The 15100-nt window shown below is 57.8% G+C and carries 17 protein-coding genes; 9 read left to right on the forward strand and 8 right to left on the reverse strand.

Annotated elements, in window-relative coordinates:
• Positions 1–12 precede the first annotated feature (12 nt).
• The 6 genes from rsmG to hemE form a co-directional block, all read right to left on the reverse strand.
• Positions 13–645 (reverse strand): 16S rRNA (guanine(527)-N(7))-methyltransferase RsmG, encoded by a 633-nt coding sequence (rsmG, locus tag LJE98_RS11335; RefSeq protein WP_229575319.1) that lies wholly within the window; start codon positions 643–645, stop codon positions 13–15.
• Positions 646–2517: a tRNA uridine-5-carboxymethylaminomethyl(34) synthesis enzyme MnmG gene (gene mnmG, locus LJE98_RS11340; protein ID WP_229575320.1), complete on the reverse strand. Its 1872-nt coding sequence runs from the start codon at positions 2515–2517 to the stop codon at positions 646–648. It lies immediately after the preceding gene.
• Between the two features lie 26 nt (positions 2518–2543).
• Positions 2544–3872, reverse strand: coding sequence for a tRNA uridine-5-carboxymethylaminomethyl(34) synthesis GTPase MnmE (gene mnmE, locus LJE98_RS11345; RefSeq protein WP_229575321.1), 1329 nt, complete (start codon positions 3870–3872; stop codon positions 2544–2546).
• A 52-nt stretch (positions 3873–3924) separates the two neighbouring features.
• Positions 3925–5190 carry a transcription termination factor Rho gene (gene rho / locus LJE98_RS11350; protein ID WP_229575322.1) on the reverse strand — a complete coding sequence of 422 codons (1266 nt, stop codon included), beginning with the start codon at positions 5188–5190 and terminating at the stop codon, positions 3925–3927.
• A gap of 194 nt (positions 5191–5384) precedes the next feature.
• Positions 5385–5921, reverse strand: coding sequence for a protoporphyrinogen oxidase HemJ (hemJ, locus tag LJE98_RS11355; protein WP_229575323.1), 537 nt, complete (start codon positions 5919–5921; stop codon positions 5385–5387).
• Between the two features lie 4 nt (positions 5922–5925).
• A complete protein-coding gene (gene hemE, locus LJE98_RS11360; protein ID WP_229575324.1) occupies positions 5926–6957 on the reverse strand; it encodes a uroporphyrinogen decarboxylase in 1032 nt (343 codons plus the stop codon).
• Between the two features lie 404 nt (positions 6958–7361).
• Here hemE and LJE98_RS11365 point away from each other — a divergent pair, with 404 nt between their 5' ends.
• Genes LJE98_RS11365 through dnaQ form a run of 5 tightly spaced genes read left to right on the forward strand, consistent with a single transcriptional unit; the run spans position 7362 to position 10963 of the window.
• Positions 7362–8183 carry a pyruvate, water dikinase regulatory protein gene (locus tag LJE98_RS11365; RefSeq protein WP_229575325.1) on the forward strand — a complete coding sequence of 274 codons (822 nt, stop codon included), beginning with the start codon at positions 7362–7364 and terminating at the stop codon, positions 8181–8183.
• A 31-nt stretch (positions 8184–8214) separates the two neighbouring features.
• A complete protein-coding gene (locus LJE98_RS11370) occupies positions 8215–8814 on the forward strand; it encodes a Maf family protein (protein ID WP_229575326.1) in 600 nt (199 codons plus the stop codon).
• A complete protein-coding gene (locus LJE98_RS11375; protein WP_229575327.1) occupies positions 8807–9667 on the forward strand; it encodes a shikimate dehydrogenase in 861 nt (286 codons plus the stop codon). The genes LJE98_RS11370 and LJE98_RS11375 overlap by 8 nt, the downstream gene beginning before the upstream one ends.
• Positions 9664–10269, forward strand: coding sequence for a dephospho-CoA kinase (gene coaE / locus LJE98_RS11380; RefSeq protein ID WP_229575328.1), 606 nt, complete (start codon positions 9664–9666; stop codon positions 10267–10269). Before LJE98_RS11375 ends, coaE begins: the two co-directional genes overlap by 4 nt.
• Entirely contained in the window at positions 10262–10963 is a 702-nt protein-coding gene (gene dnaQ / locus LJE98_RS11385; protein WP_229575329.1) for a DNA polymerase III subunit epsilon, read from the forward strand. Before coaE ends, dnaQ begins: the two co-directional genes overlap by 8 nt.
• 51 nt (positions 10964–11014) lie before the next feature.
• Here the strand turns inward: dnaQ and secB are convergent, their stop codons facing one another.
• Together secB and LJE98_RS11395 are read right to left on the reverse strand one after the other, a co-directional pair.
• Entirely contained in the window at positions 11015–11491 is a 477-nt protein-coding gene (gene secB, locus LJE98_RS11390) for a protein-export chaperone SecB (RefSeq protein ID WP_229575330.1), read from the reverse strand.
• Between the two features lie 89 nt (positions 11492–11580).
• Positions 11581–12084 (reverse strand): FxsA family protein, encoded by a 504-nt coding sequence (locus tag LJE98_RS11395; protein WP_229575385.1) that lies wholly within the window; start codon positions 12082–12084, stop codon positions 11581–11583.
• Between the two features lie 148 nt (positions 12085–12232).
• Here LJE98_RS11395 and LJE98_RS11400 point away from each other — a divergent pair, with 148 nt between their 5' ends.
• From LJE98_RS11400 to LJE98_RS11415, 4 genes are read left to right on the forward strand one after another with little or no spacing between them, the layout of a single operon-like run.
• Positions 12233–12931 (forward strand): Tim44/TimA family putative adaptor protein, encoded by a 699-nt coding sequence (locus LJE98_RS11400; protein WP_229575331.1) that lies wholly within the window; start codon positions 12233–12235, stop codon positions 12929–12931.
• Positions 12928–14049 (forward strand): murein transglycosylase A, encoded by a 1122-nt coding sequence (locus tag LJE98_RS11405; protein ID WP_229575332.1) that lies wholly within the window; start codon positions 12928–12930, stop codon positions 14047–14049. The genes LJE98_RS11400 and LJE98_RS11405 overlap by 4 nt, the downstream gene beginning before the upstream one ends.
• Complete coding sequence (locus LJE98_RS11410; protein WP_229575333.1) at positions 14050–14610, forward strand: Smr/MutS family protein; 561 nt, start codon at positions 14050–14052, stop codon at positions 14608–14610. It begins immediately after the preceding gene.
• Complete coding sequence (locus LJE98_RS11415; protein ID WP_229575334.1) at positions 14607–14972, forward strand: helix-turn-helix domain-containing protein; 366 nt, start codon at positions 14607–14609, stop codon at positions 14970–14972. The genes LJE98_RS11410 and LJE98_RS11415 overlap by 4 nt, the downstream gene beginning before the upstream one ends.
• Positions 14973–15100: the final 128 nt, after the last annotated feature.

The following is a 15100-nucleotide window of genomic DNA, read 5'->3' on the forward strand; positions in this document are numbered from 1 at the left end:
GCACCCGAAGCGTTAAACCCTGCGCATGAGCGAGGCAATTTCCAAGATTACGGAGTCCGTCTCGACCACGCTCTGGTGTTCTACCAGATCGAAGTCCCAGCCACCACGCGCTTTATCGACTTCGGATCGATAATCCCGTCCTTTGTGGAAGATCAGCTTGATGTCGGGCTTTCTTGTTGTCCATGGCTGGACGTACTCGAAAAGCTGATCAAGTTCAGCCAGTGCACGCGCGGAGATGAAGTCTGGGGCTGGAAGTGTTTTGGCGGCGCTCTCGATCCTGGCAGGATGAACCGCACCTCTGCCACCGGTTTCGGCAAGCGCCATGCGCAAGAAACTGCATTTCTTCTGGTTGCTTTCGACCAGATCGATCCATCCCTCTTGATTTTCCGCCAGAAGGATTGCCGTGACGATTCCCGGAAAGCCACCGCCACTGCCGAGGTCGATCCAGCGTCCGGAAATCTCGATAACGTTACGGAGTTGCAACGAGTCAACAATGTGCCGCGTCCACAACTGCTGGATCGTCGACGGTGCGATCAGGTTAATGCTTTTCGACCATTTAAGGAAGAGTTTTGCAAAGCGTTCGAGCCGCTCCTGCGTTTCACGTGAAACAATGAGGTTATATTCAGCGCCGGGGAAGTTCTGCATTCACGAAGCCAAGCCAATTGGAGGAACCTTGCGGAGGTGTACAAGCAACAGCGCAACGGCGGCCGGAGTCATGCCCTCGATCCGTGAAGCCTGCGCGACATTCAATGGCCGCTGCGCTGCCAACTTGGACTTGAGCTCGTTGGATAGACCCGACAGCGCCATATAGTCAAAATCCCCGGGAATTGGTCTGTCTTCTTCCGCCCGCACACTGCGAACATCCGCATTTTGCCGCTCCAGGTAGACGTGATAAAGACAATCAATCGCTACCAGATCCGCGACCTTACGATCCGTGCGTGCAAGATCCGGCCAGATCCGAACAATGTCGTCCCAGGAGCGATCCGGATAAGACAAGACCTCTCGCGCGGACCTGCGCCGGCCGTCCTGGTTGACTGGCACGCCTGCCGCGGTCATCTCTGCTGGGGAAGCGACAAGTGTCTCGAGTTTGGCATAGAGCTCCAGGCGCGCAGTTTCGTAATCTCTGAATTTCTGTCGTCTCTCGGAACGCACACAGCCCAGCTCGATCCCGAGCGGCGTAAGACGCATATCGGCATTGTCCGCTCTCAGCGAGAGCCGGTATTCGGCACGAGAGGTGAACATCCGATAGGGTTCAGCAACCCCACGTGACGTCAGATCGTCGATCATCACACCAATATAGGAATCAGTACGACTGAAAGAGATCGCATTATTGCCGGCCGCAAGACGAGCAGCATTCAAACCGGCGAGCAGACCCTGTGCACCAGCCTCTTCATATCCGGTTGTTCCATTGATCTGCCCCGCGAGAAAGAGACCCTGCGCGCCTTTGACCGCGAGCGAAAGGTCAAGCTGCTGCGGATCGACGAAGTCGTATTCAATTGCATAGCCGGGCTGAAGAATTTCGACGGATTCGAGCCCGGGAATGGACCGAATGAACGCACTTTGCACCTCCTCCGGAAGAGATGTCGAGATCCCGTTCGGATAGACGGTATCGTCGTCAAGGCCTTCTGGCTCCAGGAAAATCTGATGACCATCGCGATCGCCAAACCGGTTGATCTTGTCCTCGATGGAAGGGCAATACCGCGGCCCGACCCCCTCGATCTGTCCTGAATACATCGCAGACCGATGCATGTTTTCCCGAATGATACGATGGGTATACGGGGTCGTTCGCGTGATCCCGCAGGCAATCTGCGGTGTCGAGATTGAATCCGTCAGGAAAGAAAAGGGAATAGGGTCGGCATCCGCCTCCTGCATCTCCAGGATGTCCCAGTTGATCGTCTTGCGGTCCAGCCGCGCCGGAGTACCCGTCTTCAACCGTCCCAGTTTCAGACCAAGAGCGGCCAGATCGGCGCTCAAACCAAGGGCAGGGGGCTCGCCCGCGCGGCCTGCAGGAATTTTTCGGTCTCCGATATGAATCAGACCATTCAGAAACGTACCCGTCGTCAGGACAACTGCGGCGGAACGAAGCGACCGTCCATCATCAAGGATGACTCCTTTTATTTCGGAGGAGTCACGAACGAGTCCGGTAACGCCAGCTTCGAGGACGTGAAGATTCTCATATTCGGACAGGAGTCTTTGCACCGCCTGTCTGTAAAGCTTTCGGTCAGCCTGCGTGCGAGGACCCCAGACGGCCGGGCCCTTTTTCCGGTTCAGCATGCGGAACTGAATTCCGCCCTGATCAGCTGCGCGGCCCATGATGCCGTCGAGCGCATCGATTTCCCGAACGAGATGGCCCTTGCCAAGTCCACCAATCGCGGGATTGCACGACATTACCCCTATCGTATCAGCCCGATGCGTCACCAGCGCTGTTTTTGCGCCCATGCGAGCAGCAGCAGCGGCAGCCTCTGTGCCAGCATGACCGCCACCAACCACGATCACATCGTATGTATTGTCAGACATGCTCTGATAAACCTGTTTCACGTGAATCACTTGCCGACGCAGAATTCCGAGAAGATTTTACCCAGAAGCGTTTCGGTATCGATTCGACCGGTCACCCGCGCAAGCTCAGTGGATGCCAATCGCAAATCTTCTGCGCGAAGCTCCAACGGCTTCAGACGCTCACTTAAAGCGTCGTTCAAGAAATAAGACGCTGCCTTGAGGCGCTCTGCATGCCTTAAACGGCTCGGAATTGCAAGACTTCCCAAGTTCGTGCTGCGCCTGACTTCATCCACGAGAAGCTGGCGTAGAGCCTCTAACCCTTCGCCAGTGAGAGAGGAGACCCCGATCGCGCACCGCATTGAGCCGGTGTCTTGTCGGAGATCCACCAGGTCCATCTTGGTTCCGATCCGGACTGCCCCTGGAACAAGGGTTTCTGCCTCGGCGCTGGCGTCTGAAAGATCGACCAGCTGAAGAACCAGATCGGCCTGATGGATCGTGCGATGCGCCCGTCTGATGCCTTCCTGCTCGACCGGGTCTTCCGTATCACGAAGCCCTGCAGTGTCGAAGAGGTCGACCTTGTACCCATCAAGGTCGAGTTCACATCGTATGATGTCACGCGTTGTTCCGGCGATCGGCGTAACGATCGCAACGTCTCTTTGCGCAAGCGCATTCATGAGGCTCGACTTACCCGCATTCGGGGGCCCCGCCAGAGCAACCTTGAAGCCATCCCTGATGATCTCGCCGGCTCGCAGGTTGGCGACTGCCTGGTCAATCTGTTCCTTGAGAACAGCAACATCCTGCCAGACACGATCAGACACGGAACCAGGGATGTCACCCTCGTCGCTGAAGTCGAGCTCGGCCTCAAGCATGGAGCGGGCAAAGATCAGCTTCTCGCGCCATGTGTCGTACATCGCCGATAGGTTGCCCCCGGCCTGTTCGCTCGCGAGCCTTCGCTGCATTTCCGTCTCGGCAGCGAGCAGATCAGCCAATCCCTCCACCTCGACGAGATCCATCTTGCCGTTCTCGAAGGCACGCCGAGAAAATTCCCCGGCCTCCGCAAGTCTGGCGTTGTCGAATCCGGCTAATGATTGGAGAACAGCGTGAACGACAGCCTTACCCCCGTGCAGATGGAGCTCGGCGCAGTCCTCACCCGTGAAGGAATTTGGACCGGGAAAGATCAGTACAAGTCCGCGGTCGAGGAATTGCCCGTCAGACTGACTTACTGTGCGCAAGGCTGCATGCCTCGGGACGGGCAGCTCGCCCACAAGAGCCTGCACCATGGACAGCGAAGCCGGCCCGCTGATTCTGATGACAGCGACGCCGGCTGGGAGTGCTCCGGACGCCAGAGCGAAGATGGTTTCAGTACGAGTGCTCATCCGATCACCCCGCAGCCGCCACCGAATACGGAAGAGGCGATCCGTCGATAGCTCAGGTGTTCATGGAATCGAAGAAGTCGCCATTGTTCTTCGTCTGCTTGAGCTTGTCGATGAGGAATTCGATGGCGTCGGTCGTCCCCATTGGGGCGAGGATACGGCGCAGGACAAAGATCTTCTGCAGATCCTGGCGGGGCACAAGCAGGTCTTCCTTACGCGTACCAGACTTGAGAATGTCCATGGACGGGAAGATACGCTTGTCTGCCACCTTGCGGTCGAGCACGATTTCCGAGTTGCCGGTACCCTTGAACTCTTCGAAGATGACTTCGTCCATACGGCTACCGGTGTCGATCAGCGCCGTGGCGATGATCGTCAGAGATCCGCCTTCTTCGATGTTACGCGCGGCACCGAAGAAACGCTTCGGTCGCTGAAGCGCATTGGCGTCGACACCACCGGTAAGGACCTTGCCCGAAGACGGCACAACCGTGTTGTAGGCGCGGCCGAGGCGCGTGATCGAGTCCAGCAGAATGACGACGTCACGCCCGTGCTCGACGAGGCGCTTGGCTTTTTCAATGACCATTTCCGCCACTTGCACATGCCGTACAGCCGGTTCATCGAAGGTCGACGATACGACCTCGCCTTTCACCGAACGCTGCATGTCCGTGACTTCTTCCGGACGTTCATCGATCAGCAGAACAATCAGGTAGCATTCCGGATGATTGGCGGTGATCGAATGGGCAATGTTCTGCAGCAGAACGGTTTTACCGGTGCGCGGCGGCGCAACGATCAGGCCACGCTGTCCCTTGCCCAGCGGCGCAACCAGATCGATGACGCGGGCTGACAGGTCCTTGGACGTCGGAACGTCCAATTCCATCTTGAAGCGCTCATTGGGGTAAAGCGGCGTCAGATTGTCGAAGTGAACCTTGTGGCGGATCTTTTCCGGATCTTCGAAATTGATCGTGTTGACCTTGAGAAGGGCGAAATAGCGTTCCCCTTCCTTCGGTCCACGAATCGGGCCTTCAACCGTGTCACCCGTCTTCAGAGAAAAGCGACGGATCTGGGAAGGCGAAATATAGATATCGTCCGGACCGGGCAGGTAGTTGGCATTGGCGGAGCGAAGAAAACCGAAGCCATCCTGAAGAACTTCCACGACGCCTTCGCCGATGATCTCAACATCCTGGCTCGCCAGCATCTTGAGGATAGCAAACATGAGCTCCTGCTTTCGCATCGTGCTCGCGTTTTCGACTTCAACCGACTCGGCAAAAGTCAGCAGATCGGTCGGCGATTTGCTTTTAAGTTCTTGTAGCTTCATTTCAGCCATGAAGAGAGGACCACGTCAGATAGATTTTCAAGGGGAACGGCGAGCTGGTGGAATTCGGTACGATCGCGTAGGCCGCAAATGACTGAATAATACGCAAGCCAATAGAGGAGGTGGCGCGAAAATAGCGACTCACCGATTCGATCGCAAGCGAAAAGCCGGCAATGGGCAAAATAAAGCGCGCGAACTTGAAAGGCTCAGAAGGGTTTCACCACCGCGAGTACGACGATGACGATCATCAGCAGAGTCGGTGCCTCGTTCATCATCCGCCAGAAACGCGGCGTGCGAATGTAGTCACCGCGACCGAATGACCTGACCGCCTTGGCAAAATAGCCGTGTACCCCAGACAGCGCGATCACGGCAGCAATCTTGGCATGAAGCCAGCCACCCTGAAACTCGAAAACCTGCCAGGCGAGATAAAGCCCGAGGACCCAGGATACGATCATCGCAGGGTTCATGATCACCTTCATCAACCGAGCTTCCATCACGGCGAAGGTCTGGGCTTGAGACGACGAGGGGTCACAATCGCCGTGGTAGATGAACAACCGGGGCAGGTAGAGCATGCCGGCCATCCAGGAAATGATTGCGATAATGTGCAGGGCCTTGATCCAGGGATAGGCCTGGTCTGGGCCGGCAATCATGATCGCGCCTCCGACAATCACGAAGAAGGCGAGGGCAGCGGCAGCCTTTCGTGCAGCCCGCGCGCCAGGATTTGCATCAATCTGCTTTTCCATCATTTCACCGGAAATTGCGCACCTGGCGCACCAGATCGGTCACATGGGCAGGATCAGCCTGCGGAGTGATCCCATGGCCGAGATTGAAGATCAGTGGCCCCTGGCCGAGGACCTGAAGGATGGCATCGATCCCGTCCCGCAGCGCGGCGCCACCAGCAACCACACGCATTGGGTCGAGATTGCCCTGAACTGGCCCATCCTTCTGAAGCTCAGCGGCAAAGCTCAACGGAACCGACCAGTCCAGCCCGATCGCGTCCGCACCCGTATCCTGACGGTAGCGCTTCAGCAGGATCCCGGCTCCCTTCGCAAAGGCGATGATCTTGGCCTGAGGCCTGCGTGCTCGGACCGACTCGATGATGCGTCGGACCGGCTTCACGGCGAAAGCGTCAAATTCGGTCTCTCCGAGGACGCCCGCCCAGGAATCGAAAATCTGCACAGCGTCGGCGCCGGCATCAATTTGCGCGACGAGATAATCGGCAGAGATTTCCGCAAGCAGGTCAAGCAGGCGTTTGAACGCTTCAGGATGGCGATAGGCGAATAAACGGGCAGGAGCCTGATCGGGCGTCCCATGTCCGGCGATCATGTAGGTTGCCACTGTCCAGGGCGCACCACAGAAACCAAGCAGGGTCGTCTCTTCGGGAAGCTCGGAACGAAGCCGCGACACCGTTTCCATGACGGGCTTCAGGTGATCCAGGACAGCCTCCGCAGACAAGCGAAGAATTCCGTCCACATCGATCGGGTCCATCTGCGGACCGTGGCCTTCCGTGAACGTGACATTGCGCTTCAAGGCATCGGGAATAACCAGGATGTCGGAGAACAGGATGGCCGCATCGAAGCCATAGCGACGGATGGGTTGAAGTGTCACCTCTGTCGCAAACTCCGGCGAATAGCAGAGATCGAGGAAGCTCCCAGCCTTCCGCCGCGTTTCCCGATACTCGGGAAGGTACCGGCCCGCCTGTCTCATGAGCCAGATCGGAGGCGGAGTGACGGTCTTCCCATTCAGAACGTCCAGGACTTTACGGTTCGGCGTGCTCAAAGCTCAAGCCCTTTCAATAAAGAAAAGAGATATTGAATCTTCTTCTATTTCTAAGAGTCTCTGACTATCAAGGATTAATCCTCGATCACAGCTTGTTCCTCCCTCGGGAGAAATTGCCGTTCTCGATACAGAGATGCGGGCAGTAGCCGGGGATAATGGGGATAAGTCGAAATTAACCGGTGGTTTCAAGGATTTCGGCTCCGGGTCGCCAGCCCGTTAATTGGGGATGAGGAGTCGATGGCTGCGTCGTTAACGACAGTCATCACCACAATTCACAGCCCGCGGAAAAGCGATGCCCCCGAAGGTCGAATTGTGGATAAATCGGCACTTTTCCTCTTGCCCCCGGCGACCTGCCGCCGCTACCTCTGTTTATCCCAAACTATCAACAGGGCACGGAGAACATCGTGGAGAACCGGAAAAACTTCTTCCATCTCCACCTGATATCTGACTCCACCGGGGAGACTCTGATCTCGGCCGGCCGAGCGGCCGCCGCGCAATTCCGCGGTTCGAATGCAATCGAGCACGTCTATCCGCTGATCCGGAGCAAGAAGCAGATCAAGGCGCTGATCGAGGCCATCGATCGCGAACCCGGCATCGTCCTCTATACGATTGTCGACCACGACCTTGCAGCTCTGATCGAGACCGGTTGCCACGAACTCGGTCTGCCTTGCGTGAACGTTCTCGCACCCATCATCGAGAAGTTTCAGGCCTATCTGGGCGCACCGTCCCGGGGCCGAATGGGTGCACAGCACGTCCTGAATGCGGAGTATTTCGCACGCATCGAAGCTCTGAACTTCACCATGGATCATGATGATGGCCAGGCGACGGAAAACTATGACGAGGCCGACGTGGTTATTATCGGCATCAGCCGTACGTCGAAGACACCGACCAGCATCTATCTGGCGAACAGAGGTATCAAGACGGCAAACTTGCCGATTGTACCCGGTGTGCCATTGCCAGACTCGCTGCTTGCGGCCGAGCGGCCCCTGATCGTCGGTTTAATTGCTACATCAGACCGAATTTCTCAGGTCCGCGAAAATCGGATACTCGGCGCCACTCCGGGTTATGACCGGAGCGAGTATGTCGATCGTGCCTCGATCACTGAGGAGCTCAAATATGCGCGATCGCTTTGCGCGCGCAACAATTGGCCGGTGATTGATGTGACGCGCCGCTCGATAGAAGAGACGGCCGCCGCAATCGTTGCCCTTCGCCCCAAGCCGCGCTAAGCGGGAGAACTAGCCAACGAAGGTTTCCACAATGGGATTACCCTTGATTCTCGCGTCCGGCAGCAAGGCGCGCCAGACGCTCTTGAAAAACGCCGGTCTTGAGTTCGTTGCGGTTCCGGCATCGGTTGATGAGCGGGCAATCGAAGAACGCATGCCGGTGGCGAACCGAGATCCGGTGACGATCGCCAGACATCTCGCGATCGCCAAGGCGACGGCAGTGTCACGGCTGAACCCCGGCGCCTTGGTCATCGGTTGCGACCAGACAATGTCACTAGGCTCCCGGATCTTCCACAAGGCGGCATCCATCGACGAGGCTGGTGAGACGCTCAGAAGCTTGCGTGGACAAGCCCATTTTCTCAACAGCGCAGTCTGCCTGATTCAGGATGGCAGAGTGCTCTGGAGCGATGTGTCGCGCGCTTGCATGCAGGTGCGCGATTTCTCGGACGCGTTTTTGGCCGGCTATCTGGAGAGGAACGGCCCAGCCATTTTATCCAGCGTCGGCTGCTACCAGCTGGAGGGGGAGGGCGTTCATTTGTTTGATGCCATCGCCGGCGACTACTTCACCATCCTGGGCTTGCCACTCCTGCCACTCCTGGCTGCCCTGCGGCAACATGGAATTAACCATGCGTGATTCACGTGAAACAATTGGGCTCCGCGCTTTTGTCGCCGGCTACCCGATCAAGCATTCCCGCTCTCCGTTGATCCATGGTCACTGGCTTGCCACATATGGCATCGAGGGGTCCTACGAGAAGATCGCAGTTACCCCGAGCGACTTTCCCGACTTCATTGCTACGCTGAAGACGAGTGCCTCTCCCTATTATGGGGGAAACGTCACGATCCCGCACAAGGAAGCCGCTTGCCTTCTTGCTGACAGGGTTGATCCCCTTGCAGAAGAACTCGGCGCCGCAAACACCCTCTGGCGTGAAGAAGGCCGCCTTCATGCGATGAACACCGATGGTAATGGCTTCCTCGCCAATCTCGACGCGCGCCAGCCTGGCTGGGACCGCGCGCAGAGGGCGGTGGTTCTCGGTGCAGGGGGCGCAAGCCGTGCCGTTCTTCAGGCCCTGCGCGATCGGGGAATCGCAGAGATCCATGTCGTCAACCGCACCCTGGAACGCGCCCGCGAACTCGCGCATCGCTTCGGTGCACCGATCGAAGCTCACGGGATGGACTCCTTGGCGTCGCTGATCGATGGCGCCGGCCTCTTCGTGAATACGAGTTCACTTGGTATGGATGGGAGCGAAGCCCCGTTGCTCCCGTTTGAACAGATGAAGAGTGATGCGCTCGTGACTGATATTGTCTACGTCCCCTTGAAGACACCCTTTCTGCGACAGGCGGAGGAGGCGGGATTGAGCACCGTTGATGGTCTCGGGATGTTGCTCCATCAGGCGGCCCCGGGCTTTGAGAAATGGTTCGGCCGGATGCCCGAGGTCACCGAAGAACTGCGGAACCTCGTACTCGCAGACATCGAGGCACCTGCATGATCATCGTCGGACTGACCGGATCAATCGGCATGGGCAAATCGACAACGGCGGGTCTCTTCGCTGACGAAGGCGTCCCGGTCAACGATGCGGACAAGGTCGTCCATGAACTTTACCGGCGCGAAGCGGTGCAACCGATCTCCGAAGTTTTCCCCGACGTTGTCGTCGACGGTATCGTGGATAGGCAGTTGCTTTCGCAGAATCTGGCAAAGAATCCGGCTAACTTCAAAATTCTCGAGAGCATCGTTCATCCCCTGGTGCGCGCTCGCGAGCAATCTTTCCTCGATCTTCAGCGCGAGCTGGAGACGCCCATTGTCGTGCTGGATATTCCCCTCCTGTTCGAAACCGGAGGTGAAGCGCGAATGGACAAGATCGTGGTAGTCAGTTGCGCGGCCGAGATCCAGCGCCAACGGGTTCTTTCGAGACCCGGCATGACGCCGGACAAATTCGAGACCATGCTCTCGCGTCAGATGCCCGATGCGGAGAAACGCGCCCGTGCAGACTATGTGATCAACACAGGGCATGGGATTGACAGCGCGCGTGCGCAGGTGAAATCCATCCTCGGCGAATTGAGCAAACAGGCGGGCCCGACCAACCATGCGTGAAGTCATCTTCGATACGGAAACCACGGGCCTCGACAACAAGGCTGACCGGGTCATCGAAATCGGCGGCATCGAATTGCTCAACCATTTTCCGACAGGTCGCACATTCCATGTCTACATCAACCCTGGTGACCGCAAGGTTCACCCGGACGCTTTGGCGGTACATGGCATCACGGATGAGTTCCTGAAGGACAAACCGGTTTTTGCGAACATCGTCGCAGACCTCCAGGAATTCTTCGAAGGCGCCAAGTGGATCGCCCATAATGCGACGTTCGACATGGGCTTCATCAACGCCGAATTCGATCGGCTTTCTATCCCGCCGGTGCCGTCGGACCTGGTGATCGACACACTCGCGCTCGCGCGCCGCAAACATCCGATGGGTCCGAATTCTCTGGATGCCTTGTGCCGTCGCTATGGCATCGACAATTCACACCGGACGAAACACGGCGCCTTGCTCGACTCCGAACTTCTGGCGGAAGTCTATATCGAGATGCTCGGCGGTCGCCAGGCTGCCCTGGGCTTGACCTCGGTCGATACCCGGCGGAACCAGTCGGTGGAAATCTCCGACCTCGCCGAAATCAGCTACAGCCGACCGAGGCCCTTGTCGCCGCGTCTCTCCGCGGCAGAGGTTGAAAGCCATTCCAAACTCGTAGCCCGACTGAAGGACAAGGCCATCTGGTCCAAATACAGCGCATGAAAAAGGGCCCGTTTCGGGCCCTTTTGATATCGATGATTGGGTGGCTGAAACTCAGTTCGGCGATACCTGGCTCTTTGTGCGGGACTGTTCTTCCGAAACGCGCTGAGCAAACATCTGGGCAAAGTCGATCGGGTCGATCATCAGCGGCGGGAAGCCGCCATTGCGGGTAGCATCGGCAATGATCTGACGGGCGAACGGGAAGAGCAAACGCGGGCACTCGATGAAGAGAACCGGCAACATGTGCTCCTGCGGAAATCCAGCGATCCGGAAAACGCCGCCATAGACCAGCTCGGTGACGAAGACGACCTTGTCACCATCCTTGGCTTCCGCATTCAAGGTCAGCACGACATCGAAGTCGTTGTCCGAGAGCGGGTTGGCGTTGACGTTCACATTGATGTTGATGGCCGGCGCCTTGTCGCGCGCCTGGAGCGACCGCGGTGCACCCGGGTTTTCAAACGAGAAATCCTTGATGTACTGGGCGAGAATGTTGAGGGACGGAGAAGTCGTTCCCTGATTGTTGTCGGCCATAGGGCTTGTCCTTCGAGATGAAATGCTAAGGCCATCTAACATTTGAACCTTCGCCTTACAACCCTGAGGCCGGCAAGGGTCGCGCTGCGTCAATCACGGCCGATGCGGGGACCGCGCCACGGTGTGTCGGGGTTCTTCGAGTTGGGGCCTGGCTCTCGCTGAAACTCGTCGTCCTCCAGATCAACGACAGTATCGTCCGCTGGCCGTGCCGTGCGAAAGCCTCCGCTTGCAAATGTGCTGCTCACCACGATCCGCGGCTTGATCAGTTTCCACGCGATGTCCCTGACGATGGGGATGAAGAGGAGGATGCCGATGATGTCCCCGAAAAAGCCGGGCACAATAAGCAGAAAGGCTGCAACGGCCAGCAGAGCCGCATGAACCAATTCACGCCCTGGATCGACACCCTTCTGAGCCTCGCTCTGCAGCCGACGAAGAATGCCTGCGCCTTGCAAGCGCAAGAGCACCACGCCCGCAACGGCTGACAACACAATCAGCCCGAGCGTTGGAAGAATACCGATTGCCTGACCGACGATGATGAAACTGGCGATTTCGACAAGCGGTGCGATGAGAAAGAGCACCAGGGGTAGGCGCATAGACGACTCCAAACGCCATTGTGATCCGGATATCGCAAGAGTCGGCGCACACTCGCTGCAAAGAATGCGTCTCGCCATTTGAATGATGCGGCGCTGCAGACTATATGGGAGATAGAAAAACCAAATTCAATCAAGCCTGGCGGTATTCATGGGATCTAGCGATTTCGTTACATTATTCTTCCTGGTCGCCGCGGTGCTGATCTTTTTCCAGCTTCGCAGCGTTCTGGGTCGCCGCACGGGCAACGAAAAGCCGCCCTTTGATCCCTTTACCCAACGCGATTTGGCGAAGGGTGCAGCCGGTGACGACGGCAAGGTTGTCACGTTGCCGCGCCGTGAAGATGCAAATGGCGATGAACGGTTTATCGCGGTCGATGCCTATGCACCCGCCGGCACCCCATTGAACGATCAGCTTCGCGAGCTTCTGCGTCACGATCCGAGCTTCAATCCCAAGGAATTTCTCAACGGCGCGAAAATTGCCTATGAGATGATCGTCATGGCCTATGCAGACGGTGATCGAAAGACGCTGAAGGGACTTCTCTCCCGCGAAGTGTTTGAAGGTTTTGAAAGCGCGATCGCGGACCGCGAAAGCAGAGACGAAACCGTAAAATCGACTTTCGTCGGCATCGAGAAGTCCGAGATCACCCAGGCGTCCGTACGCGACAACGAGGAGCAGGTGACGGTCCGCATCGTCAGCCAGTTGATCACGGCGACCTTCGACAAGGAGGGCACGATCATCGATGGTGACGCAGAGGCTGTGTCTGAGGTCAACGACGTCTGGACGTTCGCGCGTGACGTTCGCTCGCGCGATCCGAACTGGAAGCTGATCGCGACCGAAGCGGAACAATGAGCAAGGCTGCTTCTGCCTTTCGCCTGAAGCCGGTGCCGTTCCAGGATCTGCCGGGCTGGAGCCTCGACGATCCTTCATCTCTCTGGTCTGCCATGGCCGACTGCCGGAATTACCTGCAGTCGGTCAAATCATACAAGGCGGGCGCTTTGGGGCTCACCGCAGAGGATCTGCGGCCGCTACTGGAACTCGCAAGCCAGACCGCTCCGCGCAATGCTGCCGAGGCGCGGTCATTCTTCGAGGGCGAGACCCGTCCTTTTCTGATCGAGCCCACCAGCTCACGATCAGGTCTCGTCACAGCATTCTACGAGCCGGAGGTGGATGTCAGTGGTTCGCAGGATCACGAATATCGCCATCCATTTTACCGCCGCCCCACCGACCTCGTGGATGTAGACGACATCGGTCGAACGAGTGCTGCCCTCGATCCGTCATACGCTTTCGCCTTGCAGACGGATAAAGGGCTTGTGCCTTATCCCGACCGGCGGGCGATCGATCAGGGCTGGCTTGAGGGCAGGCATCTTGAAATCGCCTGGGCTCGTTCGAAGGTCGATGTCTTTTTCGCCCATGTTCAGGGCGCCGCCCGTCTTCGATATCCCGATGGGCGGCTTAGGCGGATAACTTACGCCGCGAAGGCCGGACATCCTTTTTCGGGGATCGGCCGTCTCCTGATTGATCTCGGTGAGATTCCGGAAGCGAAGATTTCGATGCAGTCAATCCGGGCGTGGCTGGCCGAACACCCTGATAGGGTCGACGAAATCCTTTGGCACAACAGGTCCTATATTTTCTTTCGCGAAGCCGAAGTGGACGATCTGTCGCGCGGGCCAATTGCGGCGGCCAAGGTGCCACTGATTGCCGGACGGTCTCTTGCGGTCGATCGCCAGATCCATACCTTCGGATTTCCCTTCTTCATCCATGCCGCAGGCCTGACCCATATGGATGGCGGGCGTGATTTCGCACGCGCCATGCTTGCGCTCGATACGGGTTCCGCGATTGTGGGGCCTGCCCGCGGCGACATCTTTACGGGGTCGGGCGATGAGGCCGGGCTGTTGGCCGGTGCCGTGCGCAATGCGGCTGACTTCTATATACTGATCCCGAAGCAGGCGGCAGAGAGGTTTGTCTGAGTGTCGGGTGGACCAAAGCTCAATTCGGAAGATCGGATCCTCTGGGGCAAGGTCGCGCGTTCGACCCGCCCGATGCCTGGACGCATGGAAGAACTACTGGGCTTCGAGGAACAGTTCGAGATGCCCGTTGCGGAAAAGGATGTGCCTGCTCTGAACCGGGCCGCCTTGTCGTCGCCGGCAATCAAGGGTGAAGCCGAGCGTAAACCTGCACCGCATGTGCATCATCCGCTGGAGAAGCCGGTCAAACGCAAGCTCTCCCGCGGTCACCTGGCACTGGAAGCTCGTATCGACCTTCACGGACTGATCCAGAGTGAAGCGCATGGCATGCTTCTGGACTTCCTGCTTCGTGCCCATGAGCGTGGCCTGAGGCATGTTCTGGTCATCACGGGCAAAGGCAGTTCGCTCGGCAGCGAAGGTGCGCTGAAGCGCGCAGTTCCGTTGTGGTTCGCCATGCCGGAGTTTCGTTTCATCATCTCCTCTTATGAACCGGCCGGTCGTCAGCACGGCGGGGAGGGTGCCCTTTATGTGCGGCTGTCCCGTCGCGGGCAGGATCGCCGATGACACCATTCGGCGATGCGCTGCGGCATTTGCGGAAGCGAAAGGGCGTCTCACAGAAAGAAATGGCGGCGGCCATCGGCGTATCGCCCGCCTATCTCTCGGCACTCGAGCACGGCAAGCGCGGCCTTCCGAACTTCGACTTCCTGCAGCGCGTGGCCGGATACTTCAACATCATCTGGGACGAGGCCGAGGAGCTCTTCTCGACCGCCGGTCGGTCCGATCCCCGGATCGTCGTCGATACCTCCGGAATGAAGCCGGAATACACCGCCTTTGCCAATGATCTGGCCAAGCTGATTCGCCAGCTCTCTCCCGATGTGATACGAGAAATGCAGGATATTCTGGATACCGCCAAAAAACGGCCGTGATGGGGTTGAAAAGCCTTGTCTATCCACGAGAAACAACGCCCTCGCCTTTGGAACTCAGGCCAAAACCCCTATAGTCGTGCCACTTGAAGCTGCTGATTCGGGTCAGCCGGGCCTTTGAGAATTGACTG

Origin of the sequence: Rhizobium sp. 'Codium 1', assembly GCF_020889605.1 — a bacterium.
Classification (GTDB): domain Bacteria; phylum Pseudomonadota; class Alphaproteobacteria; order Rhizobiales; family Rhizobiaceae; genus Allorhizobium; species Allorhizobium algae.

What these genes read in the sequence shown, in the direction of transcription:
- rsmG (WP_229575319.1), bottom strand. Translation starts at nt 645, where the DNA reads ATGCAGAACTTCCCCGGCGCTGAATATAACCTCATTGTTTCACGTGAA.
- mnmG (WP_229575320.1), bottom strand. Translation starts at nt 2,517, where the DNA reads ATGTCTGACAATACATACGATGTGATCGTGGTTGGTGGCGGTCATGCT.
- mnmE (WP_229575321.1), bottom strand. Translation starts at nt 3,872, where the DNA reads ATGAGCACTCGTACTGAAACCATCTTCGCTCTGGCGTCCGGAGCACTC.
- rho (WP_229575322.1), bottom strand. Translation starts at nt 5,190, where the DNA reads ATGGCTGAAATGAAGCTACAAGAACTTAAAAGCAAATCGCCGACCGAT.
- hemJ (WP_229575323.1), bottom strand. Translation starts at nt 5,921, where the DNA reads ATGGAAAAGCAGATTGATGCAAATCCTGGCGCGCGGGCTGCACGAAAG.
- LJE98_RS11370 (WP_229575326.1), top strand. Translation starts at nt 8,215, where the DNA reads ATGGGATTACCCTTGATTCTCGCGTCCGGCAGCAAGGCGCGCCAGACG.
- LJE98_RS11375 (WP_229575327.1), top strand. Translation starts at nt 8,807, where the DNA reads ATGCGTGATTCACGTGAAACAATTGGGCTCCGCGCTTTTGTCGCCGGC.
- coaE (WP_229575328.1), top strand. Translation starts at nt 9,664, where the DNA reads ATGATCATCGTCGGACTGACCGGATCAATCGGCATGGGCAAATCGACA.
- dnaQ (WP_229575329.1), top strand. Translation starts at nt 10,262, where the DNA reads ATGCGTGAAGTCATCTTCGATACGGAAACCACGGGCCTCGACAACAAG.
- secB (WP_229575330.1), bottom strand. Translation starts at nt 11,491, where the DNA reads ATGGCCGACAACAATCAGGGAACGACTTCTCCGTCCCTCAACATTCTC.
- LJE98_RS11395 (WP_229575385.1), bottom strand. Translation starts at nt 12,084, where the DNA reads ATGCGCCTACCCCTGGTGCTCTTTCTCATCGCACCGCTTGTCGAAATC.
- LJE98_RS11400 (WP_229575331.1), top strand. Translation starts at nt 12,233, where the DNA reads ATGGGATCTAGCGATTTCGTTACATTATTCTTCCTGGTCGCCGCGGTG.
- LJE98_RS11405 (WP_229575332.1), top strand. Translation starts at nt 12,928, where the DNA reads ATGAGCAAGGCTGCTTCTGCCTTTCGCCTGAAGCCGGTGCCGTTCCAG.
- LJE98_RS11415 (WP_229575334.1), top strand. Translation starts at nt 14,607, where the DNA reads ATGACACCATTCGGCGATGCGCTGCGGCATTTGCGGAAGCGAAAGGGC.